17 protein-coding genes are annotated in these 19,838 nt (G+C 66.5%); 7 read left to right on the top strand and 10 right to left on the bottom strand.

Going from position 1 to position 19,838, the window contains the following annotated elements; all coding sequences use genetic code 11:
• The first annotated feature begins 50 nt into the window (after positions 1 to 50).
• A complete protein-coding gene (locus ACSFB7_RS22945) occupies positions 51 to 1,016 on the top strand; it encodes a threo-3-hydroxy-L-aspartate ammonia-lyase (RefSeq protein WP_435474273.1) in 966 nt (321 codons plus the stop codon).
• Between the two features lie 19 nt (positions 1,017 to 1,035).
• On the opposite strand, the gene ACSFB7_RS22940 is transcribed toward ACSFB7_RS22945, so the two are convergent.
• From ACSFB7_RS22940 to mutL, 4 genes are all read right to left on the bottom strand, one after another.
• Positions 1,036 to 1,689, bottom strand: coding sequence for an ABC transporter ATP-binding protein (locus ACSFB7_RS22940; RefSeq protein ID WP_435474271.1), 654 nt, complete (start codon positions 1,687 to 1,689; stop codon positions 1,036 to 1,038).
• Positions 1,686 to 2,711 (bottom strand): tRNA (adenosine(37)-N6)-dimethylallyltransferase MiaA, encoded by a 1,026-nt coding sequence (miaA, locus tag ACSFB7_RS22935; RefSeq protein ID WP_435474269.1) that lies wholly within the window; start codon positions 2,709 to 2,711, stop codon positions 1,686 to 1,688. Before miaA ends, ACSFB7_RS22940 begins: the two co-directional genes overlap by 4 nt.
• A gap of 81 nt (positions 2,712 to 2,792) precedes the next feature.
• A complete protein-coding gene (locus ACSFB7_RS22930) occupies positions 2,793 to 3,755 on the bottom strand; it encodes an alpha/beta hydrolase (protein ID WP_435474267.1) in 963 nt (320 codons plus the stop codon).
• Between the two features lie 278 nt (positions 3,756 to 4,033).
• Positions 4,034 to 5,944 carry a DNA mismatch repair endonuclease MutL gene (gene mutL, locus ACSFB7_RS22925; protein ID WP_435474266.1) on the bottom strand — a complete coding sequence of 637 codons (1,911 nt, stop codon included), beginning with the start codon at positions 5,942 to 5,944 and terminating at the stop codon, positions 4,034 to 4,036.
• A 284-nt stretch (positions 5,945 to 6,228) separates the two neighbouring features.
• Here mutL and ACSFB7_RS22920 point away from each other — a divergent pair, with 284 nt between their 5' ends.
• A complete protein-coding gene (locus ACSFB7_RS22920; protein ID WP_435474264.1) occupies positions 6,229 to 8,016 on the top strand; it encodes an IlvD/Edd family dehydratase in 1,788 nt (595 codons plus the stop codon).
• Positions 8,017 to 8,409: 393 nt separating this feature from the next.
• On the top strand, positions 8,410 to 9,762 hold the full coding sequence (locus tag ACSFB7_RS22915; RefSeq protein ID WP_435474262.1) for an MFS transporter: 1,353 nt from the start codon (positions 8,410 to 8,412) through the stop codon (positions 9,760 to 9,762).
• A 13-nt stretch (positions 9,763 to 9,775) separates the two neighbouring features.
• On the opposite strand, the gene ACSFB7_RS22910 is transcribed toward ACSFB7_RS22915, so the two are convergent.
• Genes ACSFB7_RS22910 through ACSFB7_RS22900 form a run of 3 tightly spaced genes read right to left on the bottom strand, consistent with a single transcriptional unit; the run spans position 9,776 to position 12,466 of the window.
• Positions 9,776 to 10,714, bottom strand: a complete 939-nt coding sequence (locus ACSFB7_RS22910; RefSeq protein WP_435474260.1) for a LysR family transcriptional regulator — start codon at positions 10,712 to 10,714, stop codon at positions 9,776 to 9,778.
• Positions 10,715 to 10,724: 10 nt separating this feature from the next.
• Positions 10,725 to 11,939, bottom strand: a complete 1,215-nt coding sequence (locus tag ACSFB7_RS22905) for a dienelactone hydrolase family protein (protein WP_435474258.1) — start codon at positions 11,937 to 11,939, stop codon at positions 10,725 to 10,727.
• A 26-nt stretch (positions 11,940 to 11,965) separates the two neighbouring features.
• On the bottom strand, positions 11,966 to 12,466 hold the full coding sequence (locus ACSFB7_RS22900) for a GNAT family N-acetyltransferase (RefSeq protein ID WP_435474256.1): 501 nt from the start codon (positions 12,464 to 12,466) through the stop codon (positions 11,966 to 11,968).
• Between the two features lie 47 nt (positions 12,467 to 12,513).
• Between ACSFB7_RS22900 and ACSFB7_RS22895 the strand changes: the two genes are divergently transcribed.
• Positions 12,514 to 13,182 (top strand): DedA family protein, encoded by a 669-nt coding sequence (locus tag ACSFB7_RS22895; RefSeq protein WP_435474254.1) that lies wholly within the window; start codon positions 12,514 to 12,516, stop codon positions 13,180 to 13,182.
• A gap of 89 nt (positions 13,183 to 13,271) precedes the next feature.
• Here the strand turns inward: ACSFB7_RS22895 and ACSFB7_RS22890 are convergent, their stop codons facing one another.
• The 3 genes from ACSFB7_RS22890 to tsaE all read right to left on the bottom strand — a co-directional run bounded on the left by ACSFB7_RS22890 (position 13,272) and on the right by tsaE (position 15,751).
• The gene (locus tag ACSFB7_RS22890) at positions 13,272 to 13,559 is read right to left on the bottom strand and encodes a glycine zipper domain-containing protein (protein ID WP_435474252.1); all 288 of its coding nucleotides are present in this window, start codon (positions 13,557 to 13,559) and stop codon (positions 13,272 to 13,274) included.
• Between the two features lie 153 nt (positions 13,560 to 13,712).
• A complete protein-coding gene (locus ACSFB7_RS22885; RefSeq protein WP_435474250.1) occupies positions 13,713 to 15,245 on the bottom strand; it encodes an N-acetylmuramoyl-L-alanine amidase in 1,533 nt (510 codons plus the stop codon).
• Complete coding sequence (gene tsaE, locus ACSFB7_RS22880; protein WP_435474248.1) at positions 15,242 to 15,751, bottom strand: tRNA (adenosine(37)-N6)-threonylcarbamoyltransferase complex ATPase subunit type 1 TsaE; 510 nt, start codon at positions 15,749 to 15,751, stop codon at positions 15,242 to 15,244. The genes ACSFB7_RS22885 and tsaE overlap by 4 nt, the downstream gene beginning before the upstream one ends.
• Between tsaE and queG the strand changes: the two genes are divergently transcribed.
• From queG to ACSFB7_RS22865, 3 genes are all read left to right on the top strand, one after another.
• A complete protein-coding gene (gene queG / locus ACSFB7_RS22875) occupies positions 15,737 to 16,810 on the top strand; it encodes a tRNA epoxyqueuosine(34) reductase QueG (protein ID WP_435474246.1) in 1,074 nt (357 codons plus the stop codon). The genes tsaE and queG overlap by 15 nt on opposite strands.
• A 379-nt stretch (positions 16,811 to 17,189) precedes the next feature.
• On the top strand, positions 17,190 to 18,281 hold the full coding sequence (locus tag ACSFB7_RS22870) for an ABC transporter substrate-binding protein (RefSeq protein ID WP_435474244.1): 1,092 nt from the start codon (positions 17,190 to 17,192) through the stop codon (positions 18,279 to 18,281).
• 11 nt (positions 18,282 to 18,292) lie between these two features.
• Positions 18,293 to 19,666, top strand: a complete 1,374-nt coding sequence (locus ACSFB7_RS22865; RefSeq protein WP_435474242.1) for a sulfatase family protein — start codon at positions 18,293 to 18,295, stop codon at positions 19,664 to 19,666.
• Positions 19,667 to 19,838 lie beyond the last annotated feature (172 nt).

The following is a 19,838-nucleotide window of genomic DNA, read 5'->3' as shown; positions in this document are numbered from 1 at the left end:
TTACCCACCTGGGGGTGCAAAAGAACGACGAGCCCCGCTAAGCTCGGGTGATGCAACTACCTACCTACGACGACGTCATCGCCGCGGCCGCGCGGCTCGAGGGCCATGCCCATCGCACGCCCGTGCTGCGCTCGACCACCGCCGACGAGCGCTGGGGCGCGCAGTTCTTCTTCAAGTGCGAGAACTTCCAGCGCATGGGCGCGTTCAAGTTTCGCGGCGCCTTCAACGCGCTGTCGAAATTTGACGCCACGCAGCGCAAGGGCGGCGTGATCGCTTTTTCTTCGGGCAACCATGCGCAGGCCATCGCGCTGTCGGCGCGCCTGCTGTCGATGCCGGCCGTGATCGTCATGCCCAATGACGCACCCTCCGCCAAGGTCGCTGCCACCAAGGGCTACGGCGCTGAAGTCGTGCTGTATGACCGCTTCACCGAAGACCGCGAGGCGCTGACCAAGCGGCTCGCACAAGAGCGCGGCATGACGATGATTCCGCCCTACGACCATCCGGACGTGCTGACGGGGCAGGGCACGGCGGTGAAGGAGCTGATCGAGGAAACCGGTCCGCTCGACCACCTGTTCGTGTGCCTGGGCGGCGGCGGGCTGCTGTCGGGCTCGGCGCTGTCGGCGCGCGCGCTGTCGCCCGATTGCAAGATCTACGGCGTGGAGCCCGAGGCGGGCAACGACGGGCAGCAGTCGTTTCGCGCCGGGAAGATCGTGCACATCGAAACGCCCAAGACCATCGCGGACGGCGCGCAGACGCAGCATCTGGGCGAGTACACCTTCGGCATCATCCAGCGCGACGTGAACGACATCTTCACGGTGACCGATGCGCAACTGGTCGATGCGATGCGCTTCTTCGCCGAGCGCATGAAGATGGTGGTCGAGCCGACCGGCTGCCTGGCCTTTGCGGGTGCCATCGCGGCTGGCAAAGCGATTGCGGGCCAGCGCGTGGGCATCGTGATCAGCGGCGGCAACGTCGATCTGTCGCGCTACGCGAGCCTCCTCGCGCCGCAGCAGTAAACAACAGACAGATAAGTCGTCAGGCGCGGATGCCGCTTGCTGTCAGGTGCAGCAGGCGGTCCGCGCGGGCGGCCGCGCTTTCGGAGTGCGTCACCAGTACCAGCGAGGCGCCGTGCTCGCGGGTCTGGCCGATCAGCAGTTCCATCACCTTGGCGGCGGTGGTCGGGTCGAGGTTGCCCGTGGGCTCGTCGGCCAGCAGCAGCGCGGGGCGATGCACCAGCGCACGCGCGATGGCCACGCGCTGCAACTGGCCGCCCGACAGCGTCTGCGGCAGCCGCGCACCCATGCCGGGCAGGCCGACCGCTTCGAGCATGTGGGCGACGCGGCCCTCGTCACCGCGATGTTCACCCAGCAGCATCAGCGGCAACGACACGTTCTGCGCCACGTCCAGGTGCGGCAGCACATGGAAGGCCTGGAACACGAAGCCCACGTGCTTGCGGCGCCAGAGCGCGCAGGCCTCGCCATCGAGCGCGCCGATGTCGGTGCCGTCGTGCGTCACGCTGCCTTGGTCCCACGTGTCGAGCCCGGCCATGCAGTTGAGCAGCGTCGACTTGCCGACACCCGATTCGCCGACGATGGCAACGAACTCGCCGGGCTCGACCTCGAGCGTCACGTTCTCGAAGACGGGCGCGTCACCGTAGTGCTTGCCGAGGTTGGAAATGCGCAGCGTCATCCGGGGCTTGTGATTGATGTGATGAGTTGAACGGCGGTCTGCACCGCGTCGGGCGCGTCGCAGGCGATCACGGTGCGAGTCGGCATGCTGCGCAGCCAGGTGATCTGCCGCTTGGCGAGCTGTCGTGTGGCGGCGATGCCGCGTTCGCGCAGGTCATTCATTGCCTTGGCGTCGGGCGCCGCCGTGCCGCAGGCATCGAGCATTTCCCAGGCCTGCCGGTAGCCCACGCAGCGCATCGAGGGCAGGTCGGGCGAGAGATCGCCGCGCGCGCGCAGCGCCTTCACTTCGTCGATGAAGCCTGCCGCGAGCATGGCGTCGAAGCGCTCGGCGATGCGCGCATGCAGCCATGCGCGGTCGGTGGGTTCGAGCGAGAACAGCACGCCGCCTTCCACCGCCTTGGCGGTCTTGTTGTCGCTCGCATGAAAGCTGGACAGGGGCTGGCCGCTGCTTTCCCACACTTCGAGCGCACGCTGGATGCGTTGGCTGTCCTGCGGCGCGAGCCGCGCGGCCGTGACCGGGTCGACCAGGGCCAGCCGCGCGTGCATGGCGGGCCAGCCGAGGGTCGCGGCTTCGGCATCGATGCGCGCGCGCACGGCGGCATCCGCTGCGGGCATGGCGTCGATGCCGTCGAACAGGGCCTTGAAGTAAAGCATCGTGCCGCCCACCAGCAGCGGCAGCGCGCCGCGTCCGCGAATTTCGTCGATGAGCCGCGTGGCATCGGCCACGAAGGCGGCCGCGCTGTAGCTCTCGCGCGGATCGAGGATGTCGATGAGGTGGTGCGGCGCCTGCGCCAGTTCGGCGGGGCTGGGCTTGGCGGTGCCGATGTCCATGCCCCGGTAGACGAGGGCCGAATCGACGCTGATGATTTCAACGGCCTGCGTGCGCGTCAGCGCCAGTGCGGCGGCGGTCTTGCCTGAGGCGGTGGGGCCGGCAAGCGCGATGTAGCGCGGTGAAACAGGAGGTGCGGCGCCTGGCGATGCCGGGGGAGCGGCCTCGGCGGCCGGAGCGAAGCTGGGAGACATGGTGCGCCGAGGGTAGCAAATGGCGCGTGCCCCTCGGCGCCGGAGGTCTCGCGCGGCGCGCCGCGTGCGGGGAGCTTGTGCTCAGATGGCGGCGGGCGCCGCCTGTGCCTGCGTCTGGCCGCGCACATCCTGCGGCGTGAGCGCCCCGGCCGGCGGCGCGAGCCGCGGTGGCGGCCGGTTGGCGGCGAGCGTGTTGTCCGGCTTCATGCGGAACAACTGCGCCAGTGCCGCGCGGTATTGCGCCTCGCCGACGGAATTGGTGTTGTGGTGCGAGCCGCCCTCGACCAGCACGAACAGCTTGGGCACCGTGGCCGCGTCATAGAGCTTGCGGCCCAGCGTGGGGTTGATGAGGCTGTCGGCCGTGCCATGCACCACCAGCAGCGGCGCACCGATCTGCTTGACCGTGTTGATCGCCTCGAAGCGCTGCGTGATGAACGGGCCGAAGGGCAGCCAGCCCCACTTGAAGCCGCTCACCACATCGGCGATCGAGGTGAAGGTGCTTTCCACGATCACGCCACTTTCGTCGTTCACGTGGGCTGCCAGGTCGATGCCGATGGCGCCGCCGAGCGAGTGGCCGAAGATGTAGCGATGCTGCCTGGGGTGGCGCGCGGCCAGCCAGGTCCAGGCGGCGCGGGCGTCTTCGCGCGCCGATTCTTCCGAGGGCAGGCCCTTGGAGCTTTTGCCGAAGCCGCGGTAGTCGATGGCCAGCACCGAAAAACCCAGCTCGTGCATGCGCTGGATGCGCGGCGCCGAGCCGGCCACGTTGTAGCGCGCGCCGTGCAGGTACAGCAGCACGGGCGTGTCGGTGGTCTCGGGCGCGCCGCCCAGCCACAGGCCGTGCAGGCGCGCGGGCTCGCCGGTGATGGACGACTGGAAGTCGATCCACACGTCCTGCATGCCTTCGGTCATGGTGGCGGTGTTGCCCCAGCTGCGGTCGCTGGGCTGGAAGATCCATTCGCGTTGCTGTTCGTCAAGCGTGGAGCAGCCGGCGGCCAGCAGGGCGCAAAGCGAAAGGACTGACGCGAGGAGGGTCCAGCGTTTCATCATGGGGTTGAGGGACAGCGAAGTCGGCGGAAAAGTTCATTGGCTGTCACCGCGGCACGCCAACATTGCGCCCCGGTAACCCTCCGAAACAACGCTCGACGGCGCTTTGCACGAGTCCATGCAACGTGCGTGCCCGCTGTGGGGATGACCGTCCAAAACCCTATAAATAGGCTCGCCCCCGTGGCTGCGCGCACTTCGTGTCGCTTTGCCTACCCCCTACCGGGGGCAACGCCAGAGGCCCGGCAAAGCCGGTTCCTCGGCGTTCCCGAGGGTTTGCCCTATCGGCCGCGCATAAACAGGCTGTCCAGCTCGCGGATGGACAGCTGCCGCCAGGTGGGCCGGCCGTGGTTGCACTGGTCCGAACGCTCGGTCGCTTCCATCTGACGTAACAGTGCGTTCATTTCGTCGATGGTGAGCTTGCGGTTGGCCCGCACGGCGCCGTGGCAGGCCATGGTGGAGAGCAATTCGTTCTGCGCGCGCTGCACCACGGTGCTGGCGTCGTGCTGGCCCAATTCGGCCAGAACGCTGCGCGCAAGCTCCACCGGGTCGCCGTCGGCCAGTGTTCCGGGCACGGCGCGCACCGCGAGCGTGCGCGGCGAGAAAGCCGTGATTTCCAGCCCCAGCGTGGGCAGCACCGCCGCGCAGGCCTCGGCTGTCGCCACTTCCTGCGGCGTGGCGGCGAAGGTGGCCGGGATCAGCAGCGGCTGGCTGCTGATGGCCGCGCCGTCGAGCTGCGTCTTCAGGCGCTCATAAACGATGCGCTCGTGCGCCGCATGCATGTCGACGACCACAAGGCCCTGGCTGTTCTCGGCCAGGATGTAGATGCCCTGCAACTGCGCCAGCGCGCGGCCCAGCGGCCAGGCTTCTTCGTTGGTGGCCAGAGGCGCGGCGGTGGTTTCCGGGGCCGCATCCGAAGGCAGCCCGACGGGCGTGCGGAAGGTCATCGGCGCGGCGCCGGTCAGCGGCCAATGCGAAGGCGTCGATTCAGGCTCGTGCCCCGACTGCTCGGTGCGTCGCGGCCACATGGCCTCGAAATCGCCGGCACCTCGCTCCTGGGCCACGAAATTCATGGAGGGCTGTGCCCAACTGGCGTTCGACGGCAGCGGGGTCGGCTTGAAGAAGGGCTGCGGCGCGCCGGACGGTGCCACGGCATCCCCGGCACGCGGCGCGGCCAGCGCGTCCTCGATGGCATGGCGCACCGCCTGGTGCACCTCGCGCCCATCGCGAAAGCGCACTTCGATCTTGGTCGGATGCACGTTCACGTCGACCCGCGCCGGATCGATTTCGAGGTACAGCGCATAGATCGGCTGGCGATGACCGTGCAGCACGTCTTCATAGGCGCTGCGCACCGCGTGCGACAGCACCTTGTCGCGCACGAAGCGGCCGTTGACATAAAAGAACTGTTGGTCGCCGCGCGAGCGCGCCGCGTCGGGAATGCCGGCGCGGCCGATCACGCGCACCGGGCCGCCTTCGCGCTCGACCGCCACGCTCTGCGTCACGAAGTCGTCGCTCAGGGCATCGGCCAGCCGCTGCTCGCGCGTGGCGGCGGCGCGCCATTGCTCGACCAGCTTGCCGTCGTGCCAGATCGAAAAGCCCACCTCGGGCCGCGCCAGCGCATGGCGGCGCACCGCCTCGATGCAGTGGGCCAGCTCGGTGGCGTCGGTCTTGAGGAACTTGCGGCGCGCGGGCGTGGCGAAGAACAGCTCGCGCACTTCGACGGTGGTGCCGGTGGAACGGGCCACGGGCCGCAGCTCGCCGGTGCGGCCGTCGAGTGAAAAGGCGCTGTCGGCACCGGCAAAGCGCGACTGGATGCTGAGTTCTGCAATCGCATTGATGGCAGCCAGTGCCTCGCCGCGAAAGCCCATGGTGCCGACGGTTTCTAGATCGTTCAGGCTCGCGATCTTGCTGGTGGCATGGCGGCGCAGGGCCACCGTGAGTTCTTCGCGCGGAATGCCCAGGCCGTCGTCTTCGATGGAGATCAGCCGCACACCGCCCGAGGCCAGCCGCACCGTGATCTGCCGGGCGCCCGCGTCGAGCGCGTTGTCCAGCAGCTCGCGCACCACCGAAGCGGGCCGCTCGACCACTTCGCCGGCGGCGATCTGGCTGATCAGTTCGTCGGGCAGCTCGCGGATCGGGCGGCGTTCGGAGAGGGAGGCTGACAGGGGGGAGGGGGTGGGAAGGGCGCTCACCAAGGCATTCTAGGAGCGTGGCCAAGCCGGGCCCTCCGGCAGGGTTTCGGGTGTATTTGGAGCGCTTATATCGACCCTCAGGCGATCTCATTGGCGCTCGAAGACCTGCCCACCTAAGCTCCCGTCGCACAACAAGAACGCACAGGAGACAGCCCCACGAAATTGCCGTTGCGCGGCCCCGCTGCGCCCAGGTGATGCAGCACGTCCCGCCGAACACCCGGCGCGGACTCCGGCCAAGGCCGTATCACGCATCCCTTCAGCCCCACCCCGAAGGAAGAAAACCCATGACAACCCGTCCCCTGCGCTCCGCCTCGTGGTTCAACAACCCCGAGCACAGCGAACTCTCGGTCCTGCATCTGGCCTGGTATCTGAACTACGGCCTCACGCGGGAAGAGCTTCAGTCCGGCAAGCCCATCATCGGCATCGCGCAAAGCGGCTCCGACCTGACGCCCTGCAACCGGCACCATCGCGAACTCGCGCTGCGCGTGCGGGAAGGCATCCGCGAAATGGGCGGCATCGCGATGGAGTTCCCGATGCACCCGATCCAGGAAAACGGCCGCCGTCCCACGGCGGCGCTCGACCGCAACCTGGCGTACCTGGGCCTGGTCGAGACACTGACCGGCTACCCCATCGACGGTGTCGTGCTGACCACCGGCTGCGACAAGACAACGCCGGCCGCGCTGATGGCCGCGGCCACCGCGAACATCCCCGCCATCATTCTTTCGGGCGGGCCGATGCTCAACGGCTGGCACGACGGGCAGCGCACCGGAACCGGCACCACGCTGTTCAAGGCGCGCGAGCTGTTTGCCAAGGGCAGCATCGACTTTCCGGGCTATATCGACCTGGTCGGCTCGACGGTGCCGTCGATAGGCCATTGCAACGTGATGGGCACTGCCTCGACGATGAATGCATTGGCCGAGGCGCTGGGCATGAGCCTGCCCGGATGCGCGGCCATTCCAGCCCCGTACCGCGAACGCGGGCAGATGGCCTACGAGACCGGGCGCCGCATCGTGGAGATGGTGCGCGAAGACCTGAAGCCCTCGGACATCCTGACGCGTGCGGCTTTCGAGAACGCGATCGTCGTCAACTCGGCCATTGGCGGATCGACCAACGCACCCATCCACCTGATCGCCGTGGCCAAGCATGCGGGTGTCGAGCTGGTCATCCAGGACTGGGAAACCGTGGGGCTCGACGTGCCGCTGCTGCTCGACATGCAACCGGCGGGCAAGTACCTCGGCGAAGAGTTCTTCCGAGCCGGCGGCGTGCCGGCCGTGGTGGCGGAGCTGCATCGCAATGGCCTGATTCGCGAAGACGCGCTCACGGTCAACGGCAAGACCCTGGCCGCCAACTGCGCCGATGCGCGGGTGAAAGACGCCGACGTGATCCGGCCGTTCAAGGAGCCGTTGAGGGAAAACGCCGGCTTCCTCGTGATGTCGGGCAACCTGTTCGACAGCGCGATCATGAAGACCAGCGTGATCTCGGATGAGTTCAGGGCGCGCTATCTCAGCGCTCCGGGCGACCTCGATGCTTTTGTTGGCCGCGCGATTGTTTTCGACGGCCCGGAAGACTATGAACGTCGCATCGAAGATCCGGCGCTGGACATCGATGCGTCCTGCATCCTGTTCATGCGCGGCGTCGGGCCCATCGGGCACCCGGGATCGTCCGAGGTGGTGAACATGCGGGCACCTGCGCATCTGCTGAAGAGCGGCGTGTCGGCGTTGCCATGCATCGGCGATGGCCGGCAGTCGGGCACTTCGGGGTCGCCCTCGATCCTGAACGCATCGCCGGAGGCTGCGGCGGGTGCGGGTCTGGCCTTGCTGCAGACAGGCGACAAGGTGCGCGTGGATCTGAAGCACCGCACGGTCAACATGCTTGTGAGCGACGAAGAGTTGCAGGAACGCGCGCGCCAACTGGAGGCCAAGGGCGGCTACCCGATTCCGGTGAGCCAGACGCCGTGGCAGGAAATCCAGCGTTCGATGGTGGACACGCTGTCGGAAGGCATGGTGCTCAAGCCTGCGACCAAGTATCAGCGGGTGGCGCAGACGGCTGGTATTCCTCGTCGGAATCACTAAGGCGAAAAGTTGCTCTGCTGCTGTCTGGGGCGCTGCTGTTCTTCAGGGCGACGCTCACGCCGACACGGTGCTCTTTTTCGCGAATGTCCCCCGCTTCGCTCCTCCTTTATTTCGCGAAAAAGAGCCCCGTATCGGCGCGAGCGTTGGACAGAACAGTCGTTGATCGCAGGATCAATAGCAGCGTGCCCATGTGCGAATGACACCAGGTGCTCCCCGCAGCGAAATAAAGGAGGAGCGAAGCGGGGGACATTCGCGGAGGGGAGCACCTGGTGTCATTCGCACTCGCCCCGAACAACAGCGCCCGAAAGAACAAGAGCAACCCGCACCACAAGCGTGGTTCCAGGCAATTCCGAAACAGCGACCCACGCATAAAAATTACCAGGAGACAAAAGAATGAACCCCTACAGCACGCTGGTCAGTTCAGCCGTCAGTAAGGCGCGATGGCGCCTTCTTCCCATGTTGATCGTCATGTACATCATGTCGATCCTCGATCGTGTCAACGTCGGCTTCGCGAAGAACGCGCTGCAGATCGACACCGGCATCAGCGACAGCGCCTTCGCACTCGGCGCCGGCATCTTCTTCGTGAGCTACGCCATTTTTGAAGTGCCGAGCAACGTGATCTTGTCGCGCGTCGGCCCGCGCATCTGGCTGTGCCGGATCATGGTGACGTGGGGGCTCGTGGCGTCGGCCATGATGTTCGCGACCACCGAAATGTCGTTCTACGTGCTTCGGTTCCTGCTGGGCATCGCGGAGGCGGGCTTCTATCCGGGCGTGCTGCTGACGCTGACCTACTGGTTTCCCGCCAAGGTGCGGGCGCAGGCCAACGGCATCCTGCTGTTCGGCTTTGCAGGCGCGCTGGTCATCGGTGGGCCGATCTCGGGTGCGCTGCTCGACATGCACGGCATCGGTGGCCTGAAGGGCTGGGAGTGGATGTTCCTGATCGAAGGCGTGATGGCGGTCGTGGTCGGCATCGTCGCGTTCTTCGTGATCGTCGACAGGCCGGGCAATGCGAAGTGGCTCACGTCCGCGGAGCAGAACGCGCTGCAGGCGGTGCTCGACCAGGAGGCGGCGGAAAAATCGGTCGACAGCCCGCACACGGTGATGCAGACGCTGCGCAATCCGAAGGTGATGTTCTTTGCGATGAACTTCTTCATCGTGCAGATCGCGGCCTACGGCCTGATCTTCTATCTCCCGAGCCAGGTGGCGCAGATCCTGGGCCAGAAGATCGGGCTGATGGTGGGCTTCGTCACCAGCATTCCGTGGCTGCTGGCGCTGTTCGTCGTTTTCTTCGTCACGCGCTGGTCGGACCGCCACCATGAACGCCGGCGCGTCACCGTGGCGTCGCTGTACACGATCTTCGGTGTGTGCGTGTGCCTGTCGGCGCACGGCTCGCCGATCTTCGCGATCGCGGCGCTGTCGATCGGCGCCTCGACCTACCTGTCGGGCACGCCGATCTTCTATGCCTTCCTGTCGGAGCGGCTGTCGGGGCTGGGCATTGCCACCGGCATCGCGCTGGTGAATTCCATCGGCAACCTGGGTGGCTTCGTGGCGCCGAGTTTGCGCACCTACGTCGAGCAGAACCACGGCGGTTCCGCCGCCGGGCTCTACACGCTCGGCAGCGCGGCACTGCTGGCGGCGTTGATGCTGGTGTTGATGCCGAAAGGCTGGCGCACGGTGGCGGCCACGGTGCGCGAAACACCGCGCGCCGATGCGGCACTCAAGGGTGCGGCACTGCCCAGGGCGTAGCGCCGTTCATCGATCAGAAAGCGATCCGCCAGGCGCGCGACAGGGCCTGCACCGCGCAAGCCACTTCCTGGCGCTTGAGCGATCCGGCAAGGCAGATGAAGCGCAGATCGCTCTCGATGCTGACCCGGTCCGCAATCACCAGCCCGTCGCGCTGGCTGGCGCGCAGTGCCACGGCATCGCGCGCCAGGGAGATGCCCACACCCGCCCGTACCAGCGCGAGCATCGACGACTCCTGGTCGGCCTGCGCGGCCTTCTTCAGCACCAGCCCGCGCGCCTGGAGCACCGGTGCCAGCAGGCGCGAGTGCGACGAGGTCGGCGGTGCCAGCACCCACGGCAGGCAGATCAGGTCCGGCCAGTCGCGTCCCATCACCTGGGGCGCCCAGCCGCTCGGGCCGATCACCTGGTAGGAGAAGCGGGTCAGCACCTCCGAATGAAAGGTCTTGCCTTCATTGCGGCGCGAGGCCGAGCTGGCTTGCGGCAGGTCGCTCGCATTCGGGTCGCCCAGGTAGAAGCCGATGTCCAGCTCCTTGTTGAGCAGCTTGGCGAGCACTTCGCCGCTGGTGCCGTGGTGCAGTTCGGTTTCGAGTTCGGGCGCCAGCGTCACCAGTTCCTTGAGCAGCGAGCTGAGCCGGGTGAACTCCGGATCGAGGATGGTGCCGATGCGCAGCGATCCCCTCACGCCGCCTTTCATGCGTTCGGCGGCAATGGCGAAGTCGTTCAGGCCCTCGAGCGCGTGCTCGGCGTGGTTCAGCAGCGCGGCGCCGTCGCGCGTCAGCAGCAGGCCGGTGGGCGTGCGCTGGAACAGCTCCAGCTCGACCAGCGCGCCCAGTTCCTTGAGCTGAAGGCTCACCGCCGGCTGCGTGAGAAAAAGGCGCTGCGCCCCACGGGACACCGACCCCTCGCGGGCAACCGCCACAAAAGCCTGCAGGAGCCGGGGGTCGATCTTCTTCATCCGCGGGCGTTCACGCGAGCAGGGTGTTCGACGGCAGGTTCTCGTCCAGCAGCTTGCGCGCCGTCTCGATGCCCGCCACCGGCAGCAGCTTGGGATCGAGCAGGCCGACCTGCACCAGCACGCTGGCCTGGTCCCAGTAGATGTGCTCGTGATAGAGCTTGTTGCCACGGAACTTGATGACCGCGAGCAGCGGCACCTCGACGCGCTTGCCGGTGGGCTTCACGCCCGGCAGCATCCACGGAATCTCGCTGGTGTGCGTGAAGGTGAAGAGCAGTTCATCCACCACCTGCGTGGCACCCACGGTGCGCGAGATCGAGGTGAGCGCGGTGTCGGGCGGGTTGCTGTTGACGAAGTGGTTCGTATAGAAGGCGTGCAATGCCTTGTAGCCCACGCCACCGGTCATCGTCGGAATGTGATTGACATAAGGCTCGGCCACCATGGTGCCCATGGTGTCATCGACATTGCGCGTGCCGAACTCGTATTCGCAGTGCTTGTCCCACAGCGCCGACAGGTCGTAGTTCGGGCCGATGGCGTCTTTCAGCGTGGCGATGCTGCGCTCGTGCGCCATCAGCGCCGAGGGCTTGTGAAAGTGTTCGCCGCCGGCACGCGCGAAGGCGTGGTCCATGCCGAGATACACGTACACCGAAACCCCGGGGCGGCCCTTGAGCGTCTGCACGATGCGGTCACGCGCTTCGGGTGGGCAGAACTTGTCGAGTTCGGCCACGTGCAGCGTCAGCGGACACTTGATGTTGTCGGCCTCGTCGAGCGCGGCATCGATGCCGACACCGTAGTAGCCGACGACCGCATCGGCGTCGGTGCGGCAGGCCGAGAGGTACGCCAGCTTGCCGCCCAGGCAGAAGCCGAGCACGCCGACCTTCTTGTCGGTGACTTCGGCACGGCCGCGCAATGCATCGATGGCAGTTTGCATGTCCTGCATGCCCTTGGCTTCGTCGAAGCCGCCATAGAGCGCGAAGGCGCGCTGCCAGTCGGCTTCGCTGTAGCCGAGTTCGACGTTCGGCTCCTGGCGCCAGAACAGGTCGGGCACCAGCGCCACGTAGCCTTCTTCTGCGTAGTAGTCGGCCACCTCGCGCATGGTGTGGTTGATGCCGAAGATTTCCTGCGCGATCACCAGCCCGGGGCCGGTGCCGCCTTCGGGCAGTGCGAGGTAGCCGCGAAAGCTGCCGCTGCCGTCAGCGGCTTTCATCTGGATGTATTGACCTGTCATCGTGTGTGTCTCCGGGTGAGGTGGTTTTATCGAGGTTGCAACAATTGCTTGAACATGACGAAGGCGTCCACGTAGCCGTGCTGTCGATGCCTGAAGGCGCCGGGCAGGGTGCCGACGATGTCGAAACCCATCTTGCGCCAGAGCCGCACGGCGCCTTCGTTGGTGGACACCACGAAGTTGAACTGCATCGCGCGAAAGCCCATGCGGATGGCCTCCTGCTGCGAGTGTTCGCACAGCGCCGAGGCGACGCCCAGGCCGCGCGCGGCGTCGGACACCACGTAGCCGCAGTTGCTCACATGCGCGCCCTGGCCCGGCTGGTTGGGCTTTATGACGTAGGTGCCGAGCACCGTGCCATCTTCGTTGCAGGCCACGAAGATGGCGGTGGGCACTTTCATCCACGAATGGCGTGCCTGTTCTTCGGTCACGTCGGGCGGATAGGTGTAGGTGTCGCCACGTCGGAAGGTGGGTTCGAGGACGGCCCAGATGGCCGGCCAGTCCGCATCGAGGGCGGCGCGTATGTGAAGCATGGGGTGATTCAGGGTGCGTTCGGGTTCAACAAGGATAATCCGCGCCCATGGAAATCATCAGCCTTCTTGTCGACTTCATCCTGCATGTCGACAAACACCTCCAAGCCTTCGTCATTACCTATGGTCCCTGGGTCTATGCGTTGCTATTTTTGATCGTCTTTGTGGAGACAGGTGCGGTGGTGATGCCGTTCTTGCCGGGCGATTCGCTGCTCTTCATCGTCGGCGCGCTGTGCGGCGCGGGGCTCATGAATTTCCCGCTGGCCTGCGGCATCCTGATCGCCGCGGCCATCCTCGGGGACCAGACCAACTATTCGATCGGCCGCTACTTCGGGCCGAAGGTGTTCCAGTGGGAAAGCTCGCGCTTCTTCAATCGCAAGGCCTTCGATCAGGCCCACGGTTTCTACGAACGGTACGGCGGCATCACCATCATCCTGGCGCGCTTCATGCCCTTCATTCGCACCTTTGCGCCGTTCGTGGCGGGCGTGGCGGAAATGAACCGCGCGAAGTTCACCATGTTCAATGTGGTGGGCGCGCTGATCTGGGTGCTGGGCATCGTGACCGCCGGCTACTTCTTCGGCAACCTGCCGTTCGTGAAGCAGCATCTGGACAAGATCATCTGGGCGCTGATCTTCGTGCCGGGCCTGCTGGCCATCTATGGCGCATGGCGCGCCTCGAAGGCCGAGAAGGCACGCGCGGCGCAGGTGCCACAGGCTTGACTGCCTGACCGATCGCCTTCTTCCGATCCAACCCATGACAAACGCGCCCGAGGGCGCGTTTCTTTTTGCCGGCTCAGGCCGCGAGCGGATCAGTAGTTCGGGCCGTTGCTCGGGTAGTAGCCGCTGCCCGACGGATAACGCTGCTGGTTGTAATTGTTGCGCTCGTCGGCGTTACGACCCACCTGGTTGCCGATGATGCCGCCGATGGCTGCACCGCCCAATGTGGCGCCGGTGTTCCCACCAATGGCATGTCCCACCAGCGCCCCGCCTACCGCACCGACGCCGGTACCGAGGTTCTGGTTGGGGCCGCTGGCGCAGCCCGCAATGGTCATGACCGAAGTGGCTGCGACTGCAGCGATCCAGAGTCGTGTGTTCATGATGTCCACCTTTCGAGGAGTGATGGCTCATCATGTCCAAAAGCAAGGTGCAGCGGGTGTAGGAGTCTGCCGCGCCTGCCTGTGCGGTCCCATGGGTCGGGCGGCGTGGGACACGAGGGCGCACCTTTGCTTTACAAAGGCGTCCGGCTCGAATCAGAGCTGTCTGCTGCGCGCCAGCGGTGGGTTCTGCGCGAAGTAGCGCTGGATGCCGCGCATGAGCGCGTCGGCCAGGCTTTCCTGGTAGTCCACGCGCCGCAGGTTGGCTTCTTCTTCAGGGTTGCTGATGAAGGCGGTTTCCACCAGCACGCTGGGAATGTCCGGCGCCTTCAGCACCGCGAAGCCGGCCTGCTCGACCTGGCCCTTGTGCAGCCGCGCGCCGATGTTCTTGATCTCGCCCAGCATCGCGCCGCCGAGCTTCAGGCTGTCGTTGATCTGCGCGGTGGTGCTCATGTCGAGCAGGGCGCGTTGCACCTGTGCCTCGTGGCCGCCGACGTTGACGCCGCCGACCTTGTCGGCGTCGTTCTCCTTGTTGGCCATCCAGCGCGCGGCGCTGCTCGACGCACCGCTCTGGCTCAGCGCGAACACGCTGGCGCCGCGCGCGGCGGGCGTGGTGAAGGCGTCGGCATGGATGCTCACGAACAGGTCGGCCTGCACGCGCCGCGCTTTCTGCACGCGCACGCCCAGCGGCACGAAGAAGTCGGCGTCGCGCGTGAGAAAGGCGCGCATCGGGCTGCCGTTGACGCTGCCCGCGTTGATGCGCTCGCGCAGACGGTGCGCGACCTGCAGCACGATGTCTTTCTCGCGCGTGCCGGCCGGGCCGATGGCGCCGGGGTCTTCACCGCCATGGCCGGGGTCGAGCGCCACGATGATGATGCGGTCGGTGCGGCTCGCGGTGGCGCCGCCGCGTGCGACGGCCACCGGTGGTGGCGGCGCGACGGGCCTGACCGGTGCCGGGCCGGCCACGGGCGGTGGTGGGGCCACGAGCACGGGTGGGGCGGTCGGACGGTCGTTCCCCGCCACGACGGGCGGTGCCACGGTGGACGGGCCGGGGCGCGTCGATTGCTGCGCCATCAGCTCGCCCAGCGGGTCACCGGCCGGCACGGCAGGGCGCACCGTTGCAGGCGCAACACCCGGCGGCGCTGCGGGCGAAGGCGATACGCCCGCCACGGCCGTGCCGTTGTTGCTGCTGTTGTTGCCAGCGGTGGACTTGGGCGCGTCGCGCAGCCGCTCGGCGATCAGCGCTTCCATCGGGTCGATGGCCTGCTCGGGGTACAGGTCGAGCACCAGCCGGTGCTTGTAGGCCGCCACGGGTGCCAGCGAAAACACCTGCGGCACCACGGCCTGCTTCAGGTCGAACACGATGCGCACCACCTTCGGCGCGTTCTGCCCGACACGCAGGCCGTTGATGTACGGGTCACCAGGCTTGATCTTGCCGACCAGCTCGCGCAGCTCGGGGTTGAGGTCGATACCCTCGATGTCGACGGCCAGCCGGGGCGGGCTGCCGACCACGAGCTGCTGCGAGTTGAGGCGGGTGTCGGACTCGATGGTCACGCGGGTGTAGTCGGCGGCGGGCCAGACCCGCACGGCGAGGATGGTGGCGCCGCGCGCGATCTGGTGCACGCCGAGCATCAGCGCGATGCTGCCGCCCTGCAGCAGCACGCGCCGTTTGATACCGCCCGCCTTCATGCGGCGATGCGCGCCAGCAGATCGCTGCCGCGAGGGGTGTTCGCGAGGAGGGTCACGCTGCGTGTGTCGTCAGTCATTGCTTCGATTTTAATAGCTAGGTCGGCAGGTGGTGTGCGGCCCGCGGCGTTTTCTGGCCATTCGGCCAGCTTGAGGCCGGGGCCCGCGAAGATGTCGCGAAAGCCCGCGTCGTCCCATTCGCGCGGATCGGCGAAACGGTAGAAGTCGAAATGGAAGATCGCCAGCCCGTCGGGCGCTTCGTGCGGCTCGACCACGGCATAGGTCGGGCTCTTGATGCGGCCTTCGATGCCGAGCGCGCGCAGCAGATGTCGTACGAAAGTGGTCTTGCCGGCGCCAAGGTCGCCTTCGAGTGCGATGAAGGCATCGCGCAACGCGGGCGCGGCGGCGAGTGATCGCGCGAAAGCATCGGTGTCGGCTTCGCTGCACCAGCGCAGAGTGCGTGTGGTGCCCTTGGGCGTTTCTACAATCGGCAAGTGATCGTCAGCCATCCACTCGTTGTTCGTATTCAGGCATTGGCCCGGGAACTCGGATTCTCCCAAATCGGAATCGCGGGCGTCGATTTATCGAGCGCCGAGGACGGTCTGATGCAATGGCTGGCCCATGGGTTCCATGGCGAGATGCAATACATGGCAACGCACGGCACGCGTCGCGCGCGTCCGGCCGAGCTGGTGCCGGGCACGGTGAGCGTGATCACCGCGCGCATGGACTACCTGCCGCGCGACACCGATCCCGAGTGGCAGGCCATCGAGTTCGACCGCCTCACGCGGCCCGGCGAGGCCATCGTGTCGGTGTATGCGCGGGGCCGCGACTATCACAAGGTGCTGCGCAACCGGCTCGCGAAACTGGCCGAGCGCATCGCCGAAGAGGTCGGCCCCTTCGGCCACCGCGCCTTCACTGACTCGGCCCCGGTGCTCGAAGCCGAGCTGGCTTCGCGCAGCGGGCAGGGCTGGCGCGGCAAGCACACGCTGGTGCTCGACCGCAACGCGGGCTCGATGTTCTTCCTGGGCGAGATCTACGTCGACATGGAACTGCCGCCGAGCGAGCCCGTGACGGCGCACTGCGGCAGTTGCAGCGCCTGCATCGACATCTGCCCGACGCAGGCCATCGTGGCGCCGCGGCGGCTGGACGCGCGGCGCTGCATCTCGTACCTGACCATCGAGCACGGCGGTCCAATCCCGCTGGAGCTGCGGCCGCTGATGGGCAACCGCATCTATGGCTGCGACGACTGCCAGTTGATCTGCCCCTGGAACAAGTTCGCCAAGAAGAGCGAACTGCCCGACTTCGATGCGCGCGAAGGGCTCACGGGGCGCACGCTGGCCGAGCTGTTCGCGTGGAGCGAAGAGGACTTTCTGCGCCGCACCGAAGGCAGCCCGATCCGGCGCATCGGGCACGAGCGCTGGTTGCGCAACATTGCGGTGGCGTTGGGCAATGCGGTGCGGTCGGGTGAGAGCGGGGCGCAGGAGGCGCTGGCAACACGCGTCGGACACCCAAGCGAACTCGTGCGCGAACACGTCGCATGGGGCCTTGCACAGGAAGCGGTCGCCTAGTTGCGACGCTGCGGCAGGTCGTTCCAGACCCCGCACGCGCCATCGCGCCAGCCTTCGGGCACTCGCCCGCATCGGCCTCGGCGTTGGTTGAGTCGGCTATATGCAACTGACATTTGATTCGTTCTGAATGCGTGGCCCGCAAATCAGAATGCGGGCTCCATCGCAATGCATCACGAACTTCAACTCACGCGTGTGTCTTCCCGCCTGCCATCGGCGGCGGGTTCGGCGCGTCGATGTCTGGGCTGACGACGGCACGCTTGAAGTGACCAGGCGAGCCCCGCTTTCTTCGGGGCCAAGGAACGTGTGCTCACCGAGTCTTCAGGGCAACCGGCCAAGTCCATGCGGTTCGCCATCTGATTTTTTCCATCGAAAGCCTTCCATGCGCACTTCATATCTTTCTGCTGGCCGCAGGCCCTTCATTGCCTTCGCCCTGCTGGCCGGTCTGCTCGGCCCCACCCTGGCATCCGCCGCCGACCTGCCCAAGGTGATCCGCCTCGCCGCGCCGGAGCAGGGCAGCCAGGGCAAGTCCTTTGCCGGCGCCGGACCGGTGTCGCTCGTCTATGCCCAGAAGGCGCTGGAGGCCGAGTTCGAGAAAGACGGCGTCAAGATCGAATGGAAGTTCTTCAAGGGCGCCGGCCCGGCCATCAACGAGGCACTGGCAGCGAACCAGCTCGACGTCGTGTTCCTGGGCGACCTGGCCGGCGTGATCGGTCGTGCCAACGGCCTGAAGACGCGGCTTGTCGCCTCGGGCGGGCGCAACAGCAACAGCTACCTGGCGACCGCGCTGGGCAGCAACATCCAGAGCTTCAAGGACCTGAAGGGCAAGCGCGTCGCGGTGCTGCGCGGCACGGCCTACCAGTTGTCCTTCAACCGCCTGCTCGAAGATGCCGGCCTGACCGAGAAGGACGTGCGCTTCACCAACCTCGACTGGCCGACCTCGAAGGCGGCACTCGTCAACAAGGACATCGACGCGACCTTCGGCGGCTCCGACCTTCAGTTGCTCAAGCTTGCGGGCACGGCCGATATTCCTGTCAGCACCCGGGGCAGGGGGCCGATCTACGGCATCAACTCTGGCGTGATCGCGACCGACGCCTTCGCGAAGCAGCATCCGGAAGCTCTCACGCGGTTGATCAAGGTGATCGTGAAGCAGGCGCAGTCGGCGTCCGACAACAGCAAGCGCGATGCGCTGTTCGCGCGCTTCGGCGAGATCAGCGGCCAGCCCGTCGCGCTGTTCAGCAGCGACTTCGAGGGTGCCTCGCTCAAGGAGCGCTACTCGCCGCTGCTGGACGACGGCTACGTCTCGCACTACACCGACGTGATCGACGGCGCGAAGAAGGTCGGCATCGTCCGCCAGACCTTCGATGCCAGGGCCTGGGCCGATCCGAGCTTCCTGGCGCGGGCGCTCAAGGAACTTCAGCTCGAGAGTTTCTGGACGCCCACCAACGCGGCGGGCCTGGCCGCCAGGCAGTGAGGTGGATGGCGATGAGCAGCAGCAAGACCCCCAACATCGTCTTCATCCTGGCGGACGACCTCGGCTATGCGGACCTCGGCGTCTACGGCCAGACCGGCTTCGCGACCCCGCATCTCGACGGCCTTGCCGCGGAGGGCGTGCGTTTCACCCAGGCCTACGCCAACTCGGCCGTTTGCTCGGCGACGCGCTTTGCGCTGATCACCGGGCGCTACCAATACCGGCTGCGAGGCGGGCTGGAAGAGCCGATCGCCACTGGCGGCAAGGGCCTCGGCCTGCCGCCCGAACACCCGACGCTGCCTTCGCTGCTCAAGGCCGCGGGCTATGACACCGCGCTTGTCGGAAAGTGGCATCTGGGTCGACCGCCCGAGTACGGCCCGCAGCGCAGCGGCTACGACCGCTTCTTCGGCAACCTCGGCGGTGCGGTCGACTACTTCACGCACAAGGCGGGCATCGGCGACGACCTGCCGCGTGATCTCTACGAAGGTGAGGTGCCGGTCGAGCGCACCGGCTACTACACGCAGATCCTCGCCGACGAAGCCGTGGCCTATGTGCGCGAGCGTGCCGAGACCCCCGACAAACCCTTCTTTCTCTCGCTGCATTTCACGGCGCCGCATTGGCCCTGGGAAGGGCCGGAGGACGAGCACGTCTCGCGCGGGCTCAAGGACCTCTTTCACTACGACGGCGGCAACCTCGAGACCTACGGAAAGATCGTGGGCGCACTCGATGCAGCCGTCGGGCAGGTGCTGACAGCGCTCGACCAAGGCGGCCTGGGTGACAACACCATCGTCGTCTTCACCAGCGACAACGGCGGCGAGCGTTTTTCCAAGAACTGGCCCTTCACTGGACAGAAGACCGAGCTGCTCGAAGGCGGGTTGCGCGTGCCGACGCTGCTGCGCTGGCGCCAGCGGCTCGCCCCGCAGGTTCAGCCGCAGGTGACCATCTCGATGGACTGGCTGCCGACCCTGCTCGCGGCTGCGGGCGTGGCGACGCATCCCGATTTCCCCAGCGACGGCGAGAACATCCTGCCGGTGCTGGAGGGCCGTGCGCCCGTGCATCCGAGGCAGCTCTATTGGCGCTACAAGGCGCAGTCGCAGCGCGCGGTGCGTGACGGCGACTGGAAGTACCTCAAGATCAACGACAACGAGTTCCTGTTCGACGTGGCCGTCGACCAGCGCGAACGGGCCAACCTGCGTGAACGCGAGCCGGAGGTCTTCGAGCGGTTGCGTCGGCAATGGGCTGAGTGGGACCGGAATTTCCTGCCGATCACCGACGAGGTGTTCACGCATGGTGTGACGCCCGACATACAGGCCGATCACTACGTGCCTGAGCGCCTGCATCGTGCGGTGCTTGGTGCGCTACGCGGGGTGCGTCAAGACGAAGACTGAGAGATTGGATCGGCGTTATTCAGCGATGACTGACGCAGCAGATGGTCTCTTGTGGCAAAGACCTCTGGAAACAAGGCATGCCCGTGCTGTATGGGGTGCGTCGACAGGGGCACGTGCTGCCGGCGTTTGTTGTGTCGATATCTTTCACTGTGACGTTGCGCCACGAGGATGG

The sequence above is a fragment of the Variovorax raffinosi genome (assembly GCF_051216615.1).
GTDB lineage: Bacteria > Pseudomonadota > Gammaproteobacteria > Burkholderiales > Burkholderiaceae_C > Variovorax.
Note: the sequence above shows the minus strand (reverse complement) of the source record. Positions and strands in the feature narration are given on the sequence as shown.